At 37.6% G+C, this 18,495-nt stretch carries 13 protein-coding genes; 2 read left to right on the forward strand and 11 right to left on the reverse strand.

All coding sequences use genetic code 11. From position 1 onward, the window contains the following. Nucleotides 1–312: 312 nt before the first annotated feature. The 10 genes from QA612_RS03905 to QA612_RS03950 all read right to left on the reverse strand — a co-directional run bounded on the left by QA612_RS03905 (nt 313) and on the right by QA612_RS03950 (nt 14,400). On the reverse strand, nt 313–672 hold the full coding sequence (locus tag QA612_RS03905) for a phage holin family protein (RefSeq protein ID WP_278282452.1): 360 nt from the start codon (nt 670–672) through the stop codon (nt 313–315). Nucleotides 673–677: 5 nt separating this feature from the next. After that, the gene (locus tag QA612_RS03910) at nt 678–872 is read right to left on the reverse strand and encodes a PspC domain-containing protein (protein ID WP_278282453.1); all 195 of its coding nucleotides are present in this window, start codon (nt 870–872) and stop codon (nt 678–680) included. 132 nt (nt 873–1,004) lie between these two features. Then, the gene (locus tag QA612_RS03915) at nt 1,005–2,120 is read right to left on the reverse strand and encodes a DUF4097 family beta strand repeat-containing protein (protein WP_278282454.1); all 1,116 of its coding nucleotides are present in this window, start codon (nt 2,118–2,120) and stop codon (nt 1,005–1,007) included. A 497-nt stretch (nt 2,121–2,617) separates the two neighbouring features. Continuing rightward, nucleotides 2,618–2,752 carry a hypothetical protein gene (locus QA612_RS03920; protein ID WP_278282455.1) on the reverse strand — a complete coding sequence of 45 codons (135 nt, stop codon included), beginning with the start codon at nt 2,750–2,752 and terminating at the stop codon, nt 2,618–2,620. Between the two features lie 352 nt (nt 2,753–3,104). Then, nucleotides 3,105–3,245, reverse strand: coding sequence for a hypothetical protein (locus QA612_RS03925; RefSeq protein ID WP_278282456.1), 141 nt, complete (start codon nt 3,243–3,245; stop codon nt 3,105–3,107). A gap of 362 nt (nt 3,246–3,607) precedes the next feature. Continuing rightward, nucleotides 3,608–4,162, reverse strand: a complete 555-nt coding sequence (locus tag QA612_RS03930; RefSeq protein ID WP_278282457.1) for a pyridoxamine 5'-phosphate oxidase family protein — start codon at nt 4,160–4,162, stop codon at nt 3,608–3,610. A gap of 347 nt (nt 4,163–4,509) precedes the next feature. After that, nucleotides 4,510–7,389 (reverse strand): excinuclease ABC subunit UvrA, encoded by a 2,880-nt coding sequence (gene uvrA, locus QA612_RS03935; RefSeq protein WP_278282458.1) that lies wholly within the window; start codon nt 7,387–7,389, stop codon nt 4,510–4,512. A gap of 9 nt (nt 7,390–7,398) precedes the next feature. After that, on the reverse strand, nt 7,399–9,417 hold the full coding sequence (uvrB, locus tag QA612_RS03940; RefSeq protein WP_278282459.1) for an excinuclease ABC subunit UvrB: 2,019 nt from the start codon (nt 9,415–9,417) through the stop codon (nt 7,399–7,401). A 678-nt stretch (nt 9,418–10,095) separates the two neighbouring features. Next, on the reverse strand, nt 10,096–12,432 hold the full coding sequence (locus tag QA612_RS03945) for a hypothetical protein (protein ID WP_278282460.1): 2,337 nt from the start codon (nt 12,430–12,432) through the stop codon (nt 10,096–10,098). A gap of 486 nt (nt 12,433–12,918) precedes the next feature. Then, a complete protein-coding gene (locus QA612_RS03950) occupies nt 12,919–14,400 on the reverse strand; it encodes a S41 family peptidase (protein WP_278282461.1) in 1,482 nt (493 codons plus the stop codon). 425 nt (nt 14,401–14,825) lie between these two features. Here QA612_RS03950 and QA612_RS03955 point away from each other — a divergent pair, with 425 nt between their 5' ends. After that, on the forward strand, nt 14,826–15,704 hold the full coding sequence (locus QA612_RS03955; protein ID WP_278282462.1) for an AraC family transcriptional regulator: 879 nt from the start codon (nt 14,826–14,828) through the stop codon (nt 15,702–15,704). Here QA612_RS03955 and QA612_RS03960 read toward each other — a convergent pair. Then, nucleotides 15,701–15,862 carry a hypothetical protein gene (locus QA612_RS03960; RefSeq protein WP_278282463.1) on the reverse strand — a complete coding sequence of 54 codons (162 nt, stop codon included), beginning with the start codon at nt 15,860–15,862 and terminating at the stop codon, nt 15,701–15,703. The two genes, QA612_RS03955 and QA612_RS03960, sit on opposite strands and share 4 nt — an antisense overlap. A gap of 247 nt (nt 15,863–16,109) precedes the next feature. Between QA612_RS03960 and pelA the strand changes: the two genes are divergently transcribed. Further along, nucleotides 16,110–18,428, forward strand: coding sequence for a pectate lyase (pelA, locus tag QA612_RS03965; RefSeq protein WP_278282464.1), 2,319 nt, complete (start codon nt 16,110–16,112; stop codon nt 18,426–18,428). The last annotated feature ends 67 nt before the right edge of the window (nt 18,429–18,495 follow it).

Consider the following 18,495-nt stretch of genomic DNA (forward strand, 5'->3'; position numbering starts at 1 on the left):
TCCTTTATGTATACAAGCAGCATCGTGATGGGATTAGAAAAACTCTAGGTGCCATTACGTCTCATGAAAAAAAGGGAAAGGTTCTATTTCTATTGTACTGCTTTCCTAAGCTTTTTTTATTGGGTAAAATCAAAATACGAGCTTTTCCCGTTCATTTAGACATCTCTCATTTTATCATACCCCATCCTTTCACTATACATAAATTAAGATCGTTTATGATTTTTTTATAAATGTACTTATCAGAAATAAAAAAAGCATGGGAAAATGTTTCCATTCCCATACCTTTTTATCAATAACTCTTAATCCTAATGGTCATCTTTTCGTTACTGGATCTACAACGTACGAATTAATGAGTGTATTTAATACTGTAAAGATGATTGCTGCAATAATTGCTGTTCCTAATCCACTGATTACAAAGCTACTCCCCATTATAAAAGAGGTAAGCATCAATGTCATTCCATTAATGACGAGTAGAAACAAACCAAGGGTCAACACAGTAATGGGAAGAGTCAGAACGACAAGTATCGGCTTAACAATAGCATTCACAAAAGACAAAATGAAGCTCGCTAATATGGCAATACCAATACCTGAAATCTCAACTCCATTCATGAAGTGTGCAATAATCAAAAGAGTAATAGCATGAACAAATAATTGTAAAATCCATACCTTCATCTTTATCAAACTTCCGTCTCGTTTGGAATAACAAATACTGCAATAATGTAGCCGATAATAAAGCCTACTCCTCCTGATGCGAAGAAAAGGATAATGGCTAATATACGAACCATCGTTGGGTCTATATTGAAATAATGACCAAGTCCCCCGCAAACTCCTGCTAATTTTCTATCATGGATTGTACGGTATAAACGCTTCATGGTAATACGCCCCTTTCATTCTTTCACAAAAATATCGTATATGGTCTGTTATTATATCTATTATGCTTACCATATTGTTAGAAATGATGAATCAAGATGGAGAAAGAGGGAGTTCCATAAGGCGAAGCACGTTTATTTGTTCCGTACAGATATGGATCCTGTAGTTGCTTCTGCCTCAATGTAGAATGTGTGCTCCCCAGTTTTATTTGCTAAAAATGACATTTGCTTATTTGCAAAATCCTTCTTTTCTTCAATAATAGATAGCTGTGGCAAATCACACTGTATACCACCAACTGTTGTTTTAAGTTCTCCTTCTGTTTTCACATTCTCCGGTACATGTACAGAGACACTTCCTGTCGTTGTTTTAATATATGCTCGACTATCATTTGCCTTTAATAGTGTATAGTGAATCGTACCGTTTAATGTTTCTGCATCTAGCTTTCCTTTCAATGCACTTAAAGCAATCGTACCATTCACGGTTTTTGCATCACAATGCTCTGCATCAAGCTGACTGATAGATATTGTCCCATTTACTGTTTCCAATCGAACTTCTTCAGCTTCTAATTCCTCTAGACTAATTCGGCCATTCACCGTTTGCGCTTCGAATTTATCTGTGGATACTACATCCCCTGTAATCTTACCATTGAAAGTATAGAGCTTTATCTTTTCTAATGACTTTTTAGGTACATAAACAACAGTATTTACCTTCATTGTCTTGCGACGCGATTCAAAGCGTAGCTTTTCATCCGTTAAGTCGAAAAACACTTCATCTAAAAACGTCCGTCGTGCTTCATCTGAATCTCTCACTTTATAAACCTTTACATTACATTCTACTCGAATGTCATTCTCATCCCATGGCTTGAACGTCAAGCTTCCGTTTTCAATGGATACGTCCACCTTTGATACATCTGCATCACGGTGCTGAAAAATGTGTTGAATTTCGATAGAAGAACCAAAGTTAAAGTCTAAATCAAACTCCTTAATTTTCTGAACTGCATCTTCAATGAACTCTGTAAACTTCGTAGCAAAGGATGGATTTCGTTGCGTATGCTGCTGGCGATATCCTGATCCTTTTTCCCAATCCACATCACGAGAAACGGAGGTCTCAGTCGAATCTGTTTTGAACGATGTTGCATCAGTACCTTCACCATTATCTTCCTTCAATGCATTTAATAGCTGAAGTCCTTCTTCTGCTGTGATTTTCCCGTCCTCAATCATTTTTAATATCATCTTACGTTCTTCTTGCATAAATAACATCCTCCTTAACATAGTTAAATAATTTTTATCACATATTGTTTGTCTGCTTTTGTTTACCTTAGTAAGAAATGGAGTAATGAAGTCTTAAGGTACAACTTCCCCTTTGATGGAATGGATAATATTCATTAATCTTCTACTATTTTTACGATAATTTCATAAAAAGGTTTCAAAAATGTATACAGTTTACACAAGAATTAGAAAAAATTCAGTTACTATTCTCTTCCCACATTTTTGCTTTTCTATATCATTCATGCTGACTTTTATAAGGTTTTACATATTGACCTAAAATTATCTTCTAAATAGTAAAGGTTTATATATAAAGAATACAATACCGACTTCCTATTTCCTACGGACGGGAGACTGTATTGAACTAGGACCTGAGACTGATATTTTTTTAAACACAGAGCTCTAGCTAGATTTCTCGTAGCTGTTGCTTTCCCCATGGAGCCCCATTCCATTCCATTCCTGAGTCTTTTAGGGTAGAACGCCTATGCAAGTGAAGTCAAACTTGCACCATGGAGGAAGAAAATACTCACTCCCTCTTGCTCTCGGATTGAACCGGGGGTTTTTGTACCTGCTTCAGCTGTACCTGCTTCGTTTTCCCCTGGTTCAATCTCTCTCATACTCCCTCTTGCTCTCGGATTGAACCAGGGGTTTTTGTACCTGCTTCACCTGTACCTGCTTCGTTTTCCCCTAGTTCAATCTCTCTCATACTCCCTCTTGCTCTCGGATTGAACCGGGGGTTTTTGTACCTGCTTCAGCTGTACCTGCTTTGTTTTCCCCTGGTTCAACCTCTCTCATACTCCCTCTTGCTCTCGGTTTGAACCAGGGGTTTTTGTACCTGCTTCCCCTGTACCTGCTTCGTTACCCCCTGGTTCAATCTCTCTCATACTCCCTCTTGCTCGCGGATTGAACCAGGGGTTTTTGTACCTGCTTCAGCTGTACCTGCTTTGTTTTCCCCTGGTTCAACCTCTCTCATACTCCCTCTTGCTCTCGATTTGAACCGGGGGTTTTTGTACCTGCTTCGTCTGTACCTGCTTTGTTTTCCCCTGGTTCAACCTCCCTCATACTCCCTCTTGCTCTCGGATTGAACCGATTAATTTCAGTTATTTTCAAGGTAGACCACTCATGCAAGTTTTAATTTGCACCATGATCATGCAGGATGAATAATAGTGGTTAAATTTTAGACCATATCAATTACACATTCGGAGTTAGACAGAAATTAAATATCAAATAAAGATACATGTAAAAGAACCAACTACACAGAGTAGTCAGTTCTTTTAGTTTAAAGTTCCATTTTCAAAAGGTAGCTGGCAAGCCAAACGAGGCTATCATGTCCGCCACTCCAAAAAAACTATGCTTTTAAATTTCTGCGTTGTGTACCTTTAGATATGTGTCATTGATTATCAACTGTTATTACCACGTTTTTAAAACAAAACGGTTTATACTAATCATTTATATATTAAAACCTGTTGCACTCACTTTTTTAATAGAGGGAATTTTTCTTCAAGACGTGCACTATGCTCTTCTATATATTGATCAAGATTCCCATTAGCAAGTTGCTTTTCAGTCCATTTTGCCATCGTATCTCGTTCTCCAATATAATCAAATAAAGGTACCCCAAATCCACAGCTAGTTTGTATTGCTTCTATATCACAAATAAAGATTCTTCTAGCAGATTTAGGATCAATTTCTTCAAAATATTTTTGCATGTATTGATGGTAAACATCACCATCCTTTTCAAGAATGTGACCAAAACAATACGCACGCAAAATCAATGGTGTTTCCTCAAAACTACACCACATAAATGTTATTTTTTTATTATCGTTAATGTGGTTGGCCGTCTCATTGCCACTTCCAGCATAATCTAGGTAAGCAATTGTATGACTATCAATAACAACAAGAGAATCATAGCCTTTTGGAGATAGATTGATTCTTCCTTCATCAGAAGGTGCGGTAGCAACAAAAAATAATTTTTGTTGTTTTATAAAATGAATAAGTTCTTCTGTTAATTCTCGTTTATATTTCCCCATATGAACAATCCCTTCTATGTTTCTCTTATTTCATGCAAATTTTATTACAAATATACCCACATTCTTTTTCGACAAGCAAACCTAGTTCTCCTTCAATATTTATGTTTTTCAACCTCTGTATGTTTTTGTATTTTATGTCTTGATCACTATTATTAGCCCGTCATTACGTCCTGTCTCCTAGACTCTAGTCGAGAAAAGAATGTATAAATTAACTTTCAATAAAAAACGAGACAAATTCACTAAGTGAAAAGGTCTCGTCTTTGCTTTATTTTTTTCTCTCTCTATACGGGACTTCTTAGTTAAAACCGATATCCCTCAAATAATGAAATGCCGTTCCCTTCCTCTTATTAGGAGTGGGTAGCTAATTTTTCTTTTTCCATTATACGCTGTTCCATTCGCTGTCGATCCCGATCTAATATAGGTTTCAAATATTCTCCCGTATAAGATACAGACACCTCAGCCACTTCTTCTGGAGTTCCTTGAGCTACAAGAGTTCCCCCTTTGTCTCCACCTTCAGGACCAAGATCAATAATGTGGTCAACTGTCTTAATAACGTCCAGGTTATGCTCAATGACGAGAACTGTATCACCGTTTTCAACTAAACGTTGCAGAACCTTTAGTAATCGATCAATATCAGCAACATGCAAGCCTGTTGTTGGTTCGTCTAAAATGTAAAGCGTACGACCAGTTGAACGGCGATGGAGCTGAGACGCTAATTTTACTCGTTGAGCCTCTCCTCCTGATAAGGTTGTGGCAGGTTGACCGAGCTTCATATAGCCGAGACCTACATCAAATAATGTATCAATCTTCCGCTTAATACGAGGGATGTTTTCAAAAAATTCCACGGCATCCTCAACTGTCATATCAAGGACATCTGCTATCGTTTTTCCTTTGTACTTAACCTCTAACGTTTCTCTATTATAACGTTTCCCATCACAATCCTCACAAGGAACATACACATCAGGGAGAAAATGCATTTCTATCTTAATAATTCCGTCCCCACGGCACGCTTCACAACGGCCACCTTTTACATTAAAGCTAAAGCGTCCCTTCTTATACCCTCGGACCTTTGCTTCATTCGTCATAGCATATACATCTCTAATTTGATCAAAGACACCTGTATACGTTGCTGGATTAGATCGTGGCGTACGACCAATAGGAGATTGATCAATATCAACTACCTTATCAAGATACTCAATTCCTTCAACACCCTTATGCTCCCCAGGCTTATCCTTTGCAGTTGTGAGCTTTTGTGCGATTGATTTGTATAAAATATCGTTAATTAGCGTACTTTTTCCTGATCCTGATACACCTGTGACTGCTACCATTATGCCTAATGGAATATGAACATTCGTCCCTTTTAAATTATTTTCCTTTGCTCCCAAAATAGAAAGTTTCTTTCCATTCGGCTTTCTACGTTCTGCAGGTAAAGGAATGAATTTTTTTCCTGACAAATAATGCCCAGTTAAAGAATTATCGTCATGACATATTTCCTCAGGCGTACCTTCTGCTGTAACCATTCCACCGTGAACACCAGCTCCAGGTCCAATATCAATAATATGATCTGCTGCTAGCATCGTATCTTCATCGTGCTCCACCACAATGAGTGTATTTCCTAAATCACGCATCTTTTGTAACGTCTCAATAAGTCGATTATTGTCTCGCTGATGAAGACCGATGGACGGTTCATCTAAAATGTATAAAACACCCATTAGGGATGAACCAATTTGAGTAGCTAAACGAATTCGCTGTGCCTCTCCACCTGACAATGTCCCTGCTGAACGAGACAACGATAAATAGTCAAGTCCTACATTTATTAGAAAACCGAGTCGTTCGTCAATTTCCTTTAAGATCATTCGTGCAATTGTCATTTCTTTATTTGTAAGCTGAAGATTGTTGAAAAACTCCTTTGCATCTTTAATAGCAAAGTGCGTAACTTCTCCAATATGCTTGTCCCCAATCTTAACAGCAAGACTTTCTTTTCTCAGACGGTTTCCTTTACAAGTTGGACAATCCTTTTGGGCCATATAGCCTTCCATTTGTTCACGGATATAATCAGAGCTTGTTTCATGGTAACGACGATCAATATTTTTGACTACACCTTCGAAATAGATTTCCTTTTCTCGGACGTTTCCAAATTCATTTTCATAACGGAAATATACTTTTTCACTACCACTGCCATATAAAATTTTATCTACTTGAGACTTTGGAAGCTGTTCAAGAGGTCCGTCCATGTCAATTCCAAAATGATCACACACACTCGATAATAGCTGTGGATAATATTGTGAGCTTGTTGGTTCCCAAGCGGCAATAGCATTTTCATTTAATGATTTACTCCAATCAGGAATAACAAGCTCCAAATCTACCTCAAGCTTTGTCCCTAACCCATCACACGATTGGCAAGCCCCAAAGGGACTGTTGAAGGAAAACATTCTCGGTTCTAATTCACCAATGGAAAAACCACAATGAGGACAGGAGTGCTTCTGGCTAAAAAGAAGTTCCTCTTCCCCAATGACATCTACAATAACACGTCCATCAGCTAAATTTAATGCTGTTTCTAACGAATCTGCAAGGCGGGATTCAATCCCTTCCTTAATAACGATACGATCAATTACTACTTCGATATTGTGCTTTTTATTTTTTTCTAATTCAATTTCTTCAGCTACCTCTCGCATCTCACCGTCCACTCGGATACGTACAAATCCTTGTTTTTTCATATCTTCAAGTACCTTCACGTGTGTCCCTTTACGACCAGAAACAACTGGGGATAGGATTTGCATTTTCGTTCGTTCTGAATATTGGAGCATACGATCCACCATTTGCTGTATCGTTTGCGACGTAATTTCCACTCCGTGCGTTGGACAAATTGGTCTTCCTACACGACTGAAGAGAAGCCGTAGGTAGTCGTAAATTTCCGTTACTGTTCCTACTGTTGAACGAGGATTTCGACTGGTCGTTTTTTGGTCGATAGAGATGGCTGGGGACAAACCCTCAATGGCATCCACATCTGGTTTATCCATTTGTCCTAAAAATTGTCGTGCATAAGCAGACAATGATTCCACATACCGTCGCTGTCCTTCTGCATAAATGGTATCAAATGCCAGAGAAGATTTTCCTGATCCTGATAGTCCTGTTAAAACAACGAGCTTATTTCTCGGAATAGTTACGTCTATGTTTTTTAAATTATGTGATCGTGCACCTTTAACTTCAATATTATTTAGTGCCATATGCTTTGGTCACCCTTCCCCTTTCAATTCAATAACAATATCACGAAGCTCTGCGGCCCGTTCGAAGTCTAAGTTCTTCGCAGCCTCCTTCATTTCTTTCTCCATTCTTTCGATGACCTTTAATCGTTCCTGCTTACTTAACTTTTGTTTCGGTGCTGCTTTCGCAATTTCCATTACTTCATATGCTTCATCTTCTTCAGCAGCATAGGTTGCTTTTATAATTTCCGGAACAGCCTTTTGGATGGTCTGAGGTACGATTCCATGATTTTCGTTATGCTCTTTTTGAATGGTTCTTCGTCGTTTTGTTTCTTCCATAGCAATTTCCATTGATTTCGTAATTTTGTCTGCATACATAATGACATGTCCATTAGCATTTCGCGCAGCTCTTCCCATCGTTTGGATAAGGGATCGTTCTGAACGAAGGAAGCCTTCCTTATCTGCATCTAGTATAGCTACGAGTGATACCTCTGGAATGTCTAGTCCTTCCCGTAATAGGTTAATCCCTACAAGTACATCAAAGTGACCGAGACGAAGCTCACGAATGATTTGAATTCGTTCTAATGTTTTTATATCAGAGTGGAGATAACGCACTCGAATTCCGATCTCCTTCAGATAATCTGTAAGGTCCTCCGACATTTTTTTTGTTAAAGTTGTAATTAAAACTCGTTCATTCCGTTCTTTTCTTACGTGAATCTCTTCAATAAGATCGTCAATTTGTCCTTCAATTGGACGGACGTCGATGGTCGGATCTAATAGACCAGTTGGACGAATGATCTGTTCAACCATCGTTGGACAATGCTCTAACTCATATGGTCCTGGTGTGGCGGAAACGAAAATCGTTTGATGAATATGATCCTCAAACTCTTCAAACCTTAATGGTCTGTTATCCTTCGCCGACGGTAGACGAAACCCATGATCAACAAGTACCCCTTTTCGAGCTTGGTCACCGTTGTACATTCCCCGCACTTGAGGTAATGTAACGTGTGATTCATCTACGACAATAAGAAAATCATCTGGGAAATAATCGATCAATGTGTATGGAGTAGCTCCAGCTCCTCTTAACGTTAAATGTCTAGAGTAATTCTCAATACCAGAGCAGTAGCCCATTTCATGCATCATCTCTATATCATACCGGGTTCGTTGTTCTAATCGCTGTGCTTCTAGGAGCTTTCCATGTTCGTTTAATTCTTTTAGTCTTTCTTCTAGCTCTTTCTCAATGTTAACGATGGCTCGCTTTAGTTTTTCCTCCCGCGTGACAAAGTGGGAGGCTGGGAATATTGCTGCGTGGTTTCGTTCACCAAGAATTTCACCTGTGAGTGCATCCACCTCTGTAATCCGATCGATTTCATCACCGAAAAACTCTACTCGAAGGCAATGCTCATCACGGGAGGCTGGAAATATTTCCACAACATCTCCACGAACACGAAAGGTACCACGGGTAAAATTAATGTCATTTCTTTCATATTGAATATCTACTAGATCACGAAGAAGCTCGTTCCGTTCCTTTTCCATACCTGTTCTCATGGAAACAACTAATTCGCTATATTCCGTTGGAGAACCCAACCCGTATATACACGATACACTTGCAACAATAATGACATCCTTCCGTTCAAAGAGGGCACTTGTAGCAGAGTGACGTAATTTATCAATTTCATCATTAATACTTGCATCCTTTTCAATGTAAGTATCCGACGATGGAATATATGCCTCTGGTTGATAATAATCGTAATAGCTGACAAAATATTCAACGGCATTGTTCGGAAAAAATTCTTTAAACTCACTATATAGCTGCCCTGCTAACGTTTTATTGTGGGCAATGACAAGTGTTGGTTTATTCACTTCTTTAATTACGTTAGAGACCGTAAAAGTTTTTCCAGTACCTGTTGCACCTAAGAGAGTTTGATATTTCGCCCCATTATTTATTCCCTCAACGAGCTGTTTAATTGCAGTAGGTTGATCCCCTTCTGGTTCATATTTAGAGACTAATTGAAAGGTTTGTGATGATGGTTGACCTATTTCTTCTAACACGCCATTCTACCTCCGTTCATGTGAATTTCCGTGAATCTATTCTTTTATATAATCAATGCAAAATTGTTTTTAACAATTTAATGTTTTGTAATAAGCGATATCATATTGAACGACCTTGATGAGTATTTTCATCCTCCATGGTGCAAATATTGCTTGCATGTGAGGTCTACCCTGAAAATAGGTATTGCTTCAGGAGTGGAAGGCGGCGACTCCAGTGGGATCAGCACGAGCCGAAAATCCCCTAAAAGCTTACTGTGTAAGTTTTAGGAAGTTGAGGCCGTGCCCCATGAAAGCGTCCGCAAGAAACGGATGAACCACCTTGATGAGTATTTTCATCCCCCATGGTGCAAGATTGCTTGCATGTGAGGTCTACCCTGAAAATAGAAACGGTTCAGAAGACCGCAAAGCAGTGAAAAAAACAAATGTAATCTTCAACTACTCCATATCATTACGAAAATTAGTTTAAAATGCAACTAACAAGCTTTTTGAATACTATCCATCTATATCCATTCTTAACACTTATGCAACATTATAACACAACAGACGAAAAATACGAACAAGTATTCTCATTTCGGTATTGCAAGGTTCTAATTTTGTGGAAGGTGAAAAATAAAAAGACTTAGAGAAATACATTCCCTAAATCTTTTATAGCATTACAAATTTATAAAACTTTTTCCATCAAAACTTTCGCTTCTTCTTCTTTCTATCAGTCTCTTCCTTTTCGTTACTTTTGTCACCTTTTAATAGCCATTTTTTTTCTCTTTTCGGCACTGTTTCTCTAAACTCTTCATAAAAGGCTGATAATCCTGCTGCCTGTCCATAAGGCTTTTCACCAGTCTCAGCACGACGTTCCTTCGCTTCTATAAGACTTTGCTCTTTATCTTCCTCCGCCTCTTTCTTTTCATTAGAAAAAATATTTAAAGCTTTTGAAGATATTTCTTTATGCTCCGCATGCACCTTTTCCGCTTCAACGTCATCATTTTTATTCTCAAATTCTTCCTTTTTTACCTTTTCTAGCTTATCGTCGGAGGTTTTCTGATCAAAAGGTTCTCCCTTGATTTCTTCATCCATTAAACCGTATTGCAGTTCACTTTCTTCCTCTTCATTAAATTGTGGTGTAATGAAAGATTCATTAGACTTTCCTTTTTCCTCAGTCTGCTTCAAATGTTGATCAGTTTCAGCAATATTTTCCGTATGATCACGATACTCTGTTTGTGGAATGTCATCTGGACTTTCCTCTAGATCTGTTTGTTCTACTTCTTCTAAGCCCTTATCCGTACCCTTTGCATATGCCGATTCTTCGTCACTATTATACGATTCATCGGTCTTTTCTTCTATCTCCTCTTCCAAATCTAGTTCAAAATTCTCTTCTGGATGAGCTTCACGTTCTAAATCAACAACTTCTTTATCAATACTATTTTCAAAAGGTTGATCATCTTCGTTTTTTAAATATTCCTCATCTTCTTGAACAGCCTTTACAGCCCTCTCTACCAAATCCTCTGTAGCGGCAGCTTCTATTTCACTTTTATCGTACTCTTCTGAGGCATCATAGTCGTTTGAGCTAGTATGGCGAAAATCCGACTCATCCATAAATGAACTATCTTCTTTACTAGTTTCAACCTCTTCAGCTTGAACCTCATTATTTTCTTCAAAGGAATCAGTTTCTTCCTCTTTTACATCAGATTCTTCAACATCATAAAGTTGGTCATCTGTCTGTACTTCTTCATTCCCATTAGTGACAACCTTTTCATCTTCAATGAACTTCTTTTCCATCGTTAACGATTTTCCGTTTCGATCGTTGTAAATAACGACCGAGGATCGTAAGCCTCTAGCTGACAGGTTTCCGTTTTCACCGTCCGGAACAAATAATAGCCCTATTTGATAGTGTTCATTTTCATGTATCGACGATTGGGCAAAGCGAACTTCACCTGATAGATCTATAATCTCTAGTTTACAATAGGCGGAATTTACTTGAAGTGCTTCATAAAAATCCCTTTGAGAATACACTTCATAGCCATTTACTTTTAATATTACCTCTCCTATTTCTAACTCCATTTTTTCCGCAGTAGATTGAGGCAGTATTCCCAGAATGGTTAACCCACTCTCTCTATTTGTAAAATAACCAGTCTTATGTTTTTCAGAAGCATGGAATAGAATAAAAATTAGTTCACGTCCTAAAAGACCAATGATAGCAACAGCTGGAACAATAAAGGTTAAATATGTTGCTGCTCCTGCCACGAATACTAAAACAACACTTAGAATAAGGAGCTGCTTACCAACTTTTTTTATCCCTTCCTCTGGATGTTGACTTTGTACTGTAAGCTGAAAGCCTAAAATAAATGGAATAATCATGAGACCATTTTCTAAACTATTAGCTGACTGAAATAAAGGCCACCATCCATCAAATACTAAACTACCAATTGGAAATAGTAGTAGAATAGGAACTGGCCATAATCGTTTTACTTCATGACTCCCTACTGTTTTCCCCCGTTTACTAGATATAAGTTTAGGCGATGAGTGCTTCCACCCATTAATTAAAATTAAAAATGCCTCTGCTAAAAACAATGCTACTAATATCCAAGCAAATCCAACTGCATTCATCCCTTGAATGTCTTGGAGCCATTGATTTATAAGGGGAAAGTTTGTGCCACCATTTGGAAGGAATGGTGATACTAACAAAGCAATAGATCCTATGAAAGCCATACTTAACCATCTAATTTGTCTAAACGGTAAGAAAACAATCCACAATACTAAAAGGAGAACCATCATCCCTACAGGTACTTCAATCCCTGCAGTTGTTAATAATAATGATAAAATAAGTCCCATACTAATCCCTATAATCATAGGAGATGCTATATCTAGAATGACATCATGAACTCTGGTATGAAAATCTTTTCTTTCTCTCTTCACTCTCCTTACTCCAATAAAAAAAACGACGAGAAAAAAAATATACGTTAATGGATGTAACCATAACCTTCCGAAACCTTTTAAAAATTCTAAGCCTATGACATCCACATGATTGCCCCCTTTATAATAGGTGTAGTGTAAAAAAAACGTAAGGTACCCTAAAGTAAAACGATCCGTTATTTAATAGAAGAAAAAATATAATAGATTATGACAACATAATAGCCTGTTACATAATAGTAAAGATTACTGCATTCATTCACACATTCATTACAAGTTTGTTAGGAATATATTGTAGGATGTTCATACACACTTCCCTATATAATGAGTATATCAAATAATGATCCTTTGTTCTCTGTCAATCATATGCAAAAATTGACAAAATCTTTTGTAATTATTATCCCTTCCTTTCATTTTAAAACATTTAACTGAAAATGAAAGAACTTTTTTCACATATAGAACAGATAAAAGGGTCTCAAGAAAATAAAGAACAAATAATCCGTAAAAAGGAGGAAAGAAAAAACGTTCACAAAATTGTACGGGAACAGGTCCCTGAACATTCTGTGAACGTTATTTCGTTTGTTACGTTGTGTGCCTTTATTCTGCTAATACTTCGATCGCTTTTTTCAACTGGTAGTCATTTTCTATTTCTGACATAGCATTTACAACTTCAAGCTGAAGCATTTCGGCAGTCTTCTTATCGATCTCTCCAGTAACATCTAAGCCAATATGACCTTGGAAATTCCGAACAGCTTCAACAGTGGATTCACTGAAATATCCATCTTGTCTACCTGGATCAAAGCCAAGACCTTCAAGCATAATTTGTGCATGTTCTATTTGATTACTTGTCATATCAAGTCCTAATACATCTTCAACATTAATTGGTGAAACATAGAAAAAGTCAGGCTGTGATACTTCAATCGTTGGTTCTACTCCAACCTCGTTTATGAAGTTCCCTCCAGAAGTAAGCCATTTGAACAACGTTAATTTAATTTGAGACCCATCCCCCATCGGTAATGTTTGCTGAACAGTTCCTTTACCAAAGGTCGTCTTTCCTACTACATCATAACCTCCTGCTTCCTTAAGAGCTGCAGCAAGAATTTCTGATGCAGATGCACTTCCTTCATTAATTAACGTAACAATTGGATATGACTTTTCTCCATCTAAATTTGAAATATGTCGTGTTACTGCACCATTACGATCCTCGATTTGTACAATAGGCTCCCCACCTGGAACGACTAAACTCCCAATCTTATCCACAGAATTCAGGTAACCACCTGGATTTCCACGAACATCAATGATTAACCCATCGATTCCTTCATCCTCTAAATTAGTTAACTCCTCTTCAAAGCGAGTAGCTGCATTATCTCCGAAGGAACGAATTTCTAAATACCCAATTCTTTTTCCATTTTCCTCAAAAATATCCGTATAAACGGTTTCAATTGGAATTTCATCACGGACAACGTCAATATCAAGCAATTCTGATACACCTGGCCGTTCTATTGTTAGCGTGACAGTGGACCCTTTTTCACCACGAATTTCTAAAACTGCTTCATATAAAGAAAGATGACTTATGTCTTCCCCATCTACCTTTATGATTTGATCATTTGGGCGAAGCCCCGCTTTTTCCGCTGGAGAATCTCTCATAGGTGCAACAATCGTCACCTTCCCATTGTTCATACTAACCTCAGCACCGATACCTTGGAAAGTTGAATCTAATCCCTCCATAAATTCCTGTGCAGATTGCTCATCCATATAGACGGAATAAGGATCATCTAGTACCTCTAACATACCAGCAATAGCACCTTCTAATAATTCCTGTTCCTCTACATCTCTATAAAATTGTTGAAGGATCATATCATAGGCCGCAGCAAACTTCCCAAGCTTTTCCTCATTTACACCTAGATCCTCGACCTGAACAACACCATTTACAACACTTGCATCTTCTTCCTCTGTTTGATCAATAACTGTGGCTGCAGAACCTCCACCTATCATTATGTTCCCAATATACATACCAGTAGCCCCAAGTAACAAAGACGCCACAATAATTAACGGGATAAATGCTTTATTTACGTTCATCTACTCACCTCTATACCTCTCATATCTTTTACTACCAAAAACCTCTATTTAATTTTTTATAATCGTCCTCTATGTTAAGTATTTGTCATTACTTGCTCCTATCATAACAAAAATACAATAGGAAAAGAAAGAAGACATATGTAAAACTTTATGTAAAACCTGTCTTATTATATGAAGAAAATTGTAATTTATGTGTCTATTCTACTATCGTCCATATTTACTATATTACACAGTCTGTTACTCCTCCATTGTTCCTAACCAACTAGATACTTCGGTTCATTCACAACAATTCCTATACAGTATAAAATAACTGTTTTCCCAACAATAGGAGGGTTTTAAAACTATTTTATCGTAGTTACTGAAGGAAATACCAAAAATCTATTCTTATCTATGTGATTTTAAAACTAAAAAAGGAGGTTGCGAATTTGATTCAGCTATTAGATGTGTCTCAAAGAGATAGTTCCTTTTATATTCATTACAACAACCATGATGCCTCAAAAGTAGATATGGAGCATTATCACTTGCATGATGATTATGAAATTTACTACTTATTAGAAGGAAGTAGAATTTACTACATTAATGGCAAAAAATATAAGATTCATGAAAACAATTTGGTATTCATTAATAAAAACGTCATTCATAAAACTGGAACAGCCGATTTTCCAACACATAAACGAATCGTTATGAACTTTAAGCCTTCCATAATACAAAAGCATGACCATTCCCTACTATCCTTACTCTTTGAAAATGGACCAACAATTATTTCAGTACCTCCTTATCGACAAAAGAAAATAATCGAATTAATGACTTCCTTGTATAAGGAATACGGTGTTAATGATTCTGATGGAAATACTTATATACGTTCGTTACTTTTACTTTTATTAATTGAAAGTAAGCGGTTAGTAGAGCAGCAGCAAGAGGTAGAAAAAGAAGCATCCATTTCTGTGGAGGATGCACTCCCGTATGACAATGTCGTCATTTCAAACATTATTAAATATATTAATAACAACTATATGAATGATGTATCTCTTCCCCATTTATCAAATAAATTTCATTTAAGCGAAGCTTACATTAGTCGTTTATTCAAAAAAGTTACTGGTTGCAATACAATTAATTATATTAATACAGTAAGAATAAAAGAGGGGAAAAGGCTATTGCTAGAAACAGATTTGAAAATAGCAGTGATTGCCAAAAAGGTAGGTTTTAAAAACAACGTTCATTTCTATCGTGTATTTAAAAGTGTAAATGACGTATCTCCAACCAATTTCCGAAAACAAAATACAAATAATTTATCTCCCCATTAAGCAAATGAAATGACTTCCATTTCATTTGCTTTTTCTTTTTTTCTTTTTCTCTTTCTTACTATATTTTCTTTGTTTATTTCTACAAGTGCGTGTTCAAAAAGGAGGATAAAAATAGCCGAGTCGGCTAAAGTCGCAACATCCTGTTGCAACGCCGACACTAGCACGTCCTGTGCGTCGAAAGATCAAGGCGGCGTAGCTTTGAGTTACCGTAGCGTATGCTTTTAATACGTGAGGAACGGAAAAGCAAGCCAACGCAGAGATTCGACAGATATTTTTCCTGGACTTTTGAACATCCTCTACAACAAAATATGTATAAGTTTTAACCTACATCTTGCAATTATTGTTAAAAAAATAATGGTAAAGTTTTAATTGAAAGCGATTACAAAAAAAGGGAGGAGAATTGGAATGATATCAAAATTCAAACAACGCTTTGCTACTACCGCTATAGTAGGGGCAGTAGTAGTACTATTACTTTCTTTAGCATTCTCTGTAAGTGCAGATGAAACAGAAGGTGACATTTACCACGCTGAGGAAGCTTGGGGTGAAATGTTTATAGTAGAAGATGATCATCAAGGGTACATAGGGGATGGGTACATTCGCTTTGATCCAAACGTACCTGGTGGTTTTGCAGAGTGGAATGTATATGTAGATACTGCTGGGGAATACACTCTTGCCATCTACTATGCACACGGCGGCGGTCTTGATCGTCCAGGGGAAATTAAAGTAAACGGCGAGGTTGTTGAAGAATCTCTTGCATTCTTACCTACTGGAGCATGGAATGTTTGGGAGCCATCATCAACTGTTGCATACTTAGAGCAAGGATTAAATACCGTTCGCTTTACTGGAGTTGGCCCTGAAGGTGGACCAAACCTAGATCACCTAAGAATCACTCAAGGCCAACAAGAGGATGAGGATGATGAACCTACTTATGATATTACTCCTTTATCCGATCGTATGAACGAAGCCCTTTTCCAGCAGTGGAATGAAGAAGGTCTCATCCTAGAAGAACTTTCCTTTAACAATAATGAACCAGTGAAGCAAATTGAGTTTTTCAGTTTTATTAATAGTCTATTTGGATTTACAAATGACGGCGAACTACAAGGAGTTAGCCAGAAAGCATTTAATGAAAATTGGGAGCTAGCAGAGGATGACTGGTACATTTACGCAGTTCAAGCAGCTCATGAAGCTGGATATTTATCTGTTTTTGACAGTGAAAAAATTCAGCCTGACAAACCAATTACAATGAATGAAGCAGCACAAGTTATTCAGTACGTCTTAGAATTAGATTCTCTTGATGAAGCAAAGGAATATCTAGAAGGACGCTTTATTCCAAATCGACCGTTTACACATGGAGGTGCGGAAAGCTTAGCAGAGCAATTAACAGAAAATGATCTTCTACCTGCTAATTCCGTTCAAATTGCAAGCGTAGACGCCCTTAATGAAAACACCATTGCTGTAACTCTTAATGGCTTTTTCGAAGATATTAGCCCATACGACATTCGAGTATCTAATGCAACTGGCTCCTGGAGCAGTTTAAACGAAAGCTTGTCCAGTCTTACTGTAACGGAAGCCTCTGTTGGAGTAAACAGACTTGGGTATAGTGTTATCATTTACGACATTGAAGAAGCGTTAGACGAAAATGGACAATATCGTGTAGAAGAGTCAGACGAAATTGAATTCGACCAAAGCACGGTAGATGCAGCAGAAAATCTACTAACTTGGCAGTTAGAACATGGTGGATGGACAAAGAACTTCCCTCATATTTATCAACGTCCTTGGGATGGTGAAGAGCCACGTTCTGAGTGGAAAGGTAGAAATGGAGAACCATTAGGTACAATTGATAACGACGCAACAGTGAATGAAATTGTGACAATGGCTGAAGCTTACGCAATGACAGGGGACGAACGCTTTAAGGATAGTGTCTTATTAGGCTTTGACTTCCTTGAAAATCTACAATACCCTACTGGAGGATTTGCACAAGTGTATCCTTCAAGAGGTGGATATTCTGACTTCGTTACGTTTAATGACTATGCTATGACAAATGTACTGGAGTTTTACGATGATGTTGCTGCACGACAAGGTCCTTTCGCAAATACAGATTTAATTAGTGACGAGCTTGTAGCAGAAATTGAAGATAAGATAGCACTAGGATTAGATTATATTTTAAATGCGCAAATCGAAGTGGATGGCGTATTAACTGCATGGGGGCAACAGCACGATCCAGTGACTTACGAACCAAGACACGGAAGATCATACGAACACCCATCCATCGCTTCTGATGAATCTGTTCCTGTAATTGCATGGCTTATGTCTCGACCAGAACAAACAGATGAAATTAGACTTGCAGTAGAGAGTGCCATTAACTATTTAGATAGTGTTCGTCTTGATGATACACGATTTGACAATCGAGTAGAGCCATACTTTATCGAGCATCCTGGTGCAACAGTTTGGTATCGCTTCTATGAAATTGGTACAAATAATCCGATTTTCTCCGGACGCGATGGTGTCATTAGATACGACATTAGTGAAATTGAAGAAGAAAGAAGAACTGGTTACTCTTGGGCTGGAACTTGGCCACAACGAATCATTGAGGTTGCCAAATCAACAGGCTACTTTGTTGATAACGTATATGCAACTGTTGTAAGTGACAATGTCGTAGATGAATATGAAAGAACACTTGATACAGATGCTATAAAAAAATTAAGTAGTACGTTGATGAAATAGAGTCTTCATGATTTCGATCAGCGGATAGTTATTTAATATGAAAAAATGAGAGGCAGAGGCAGTTTCA

It is taken from the genome of Evansella sp. AB-P1 (genome assembly GCF_029688925.1).
GTDB lineage: Bacteria > Bacillota > Bacilli > Bacillales > Salisediminibacteriaceae > Evansella.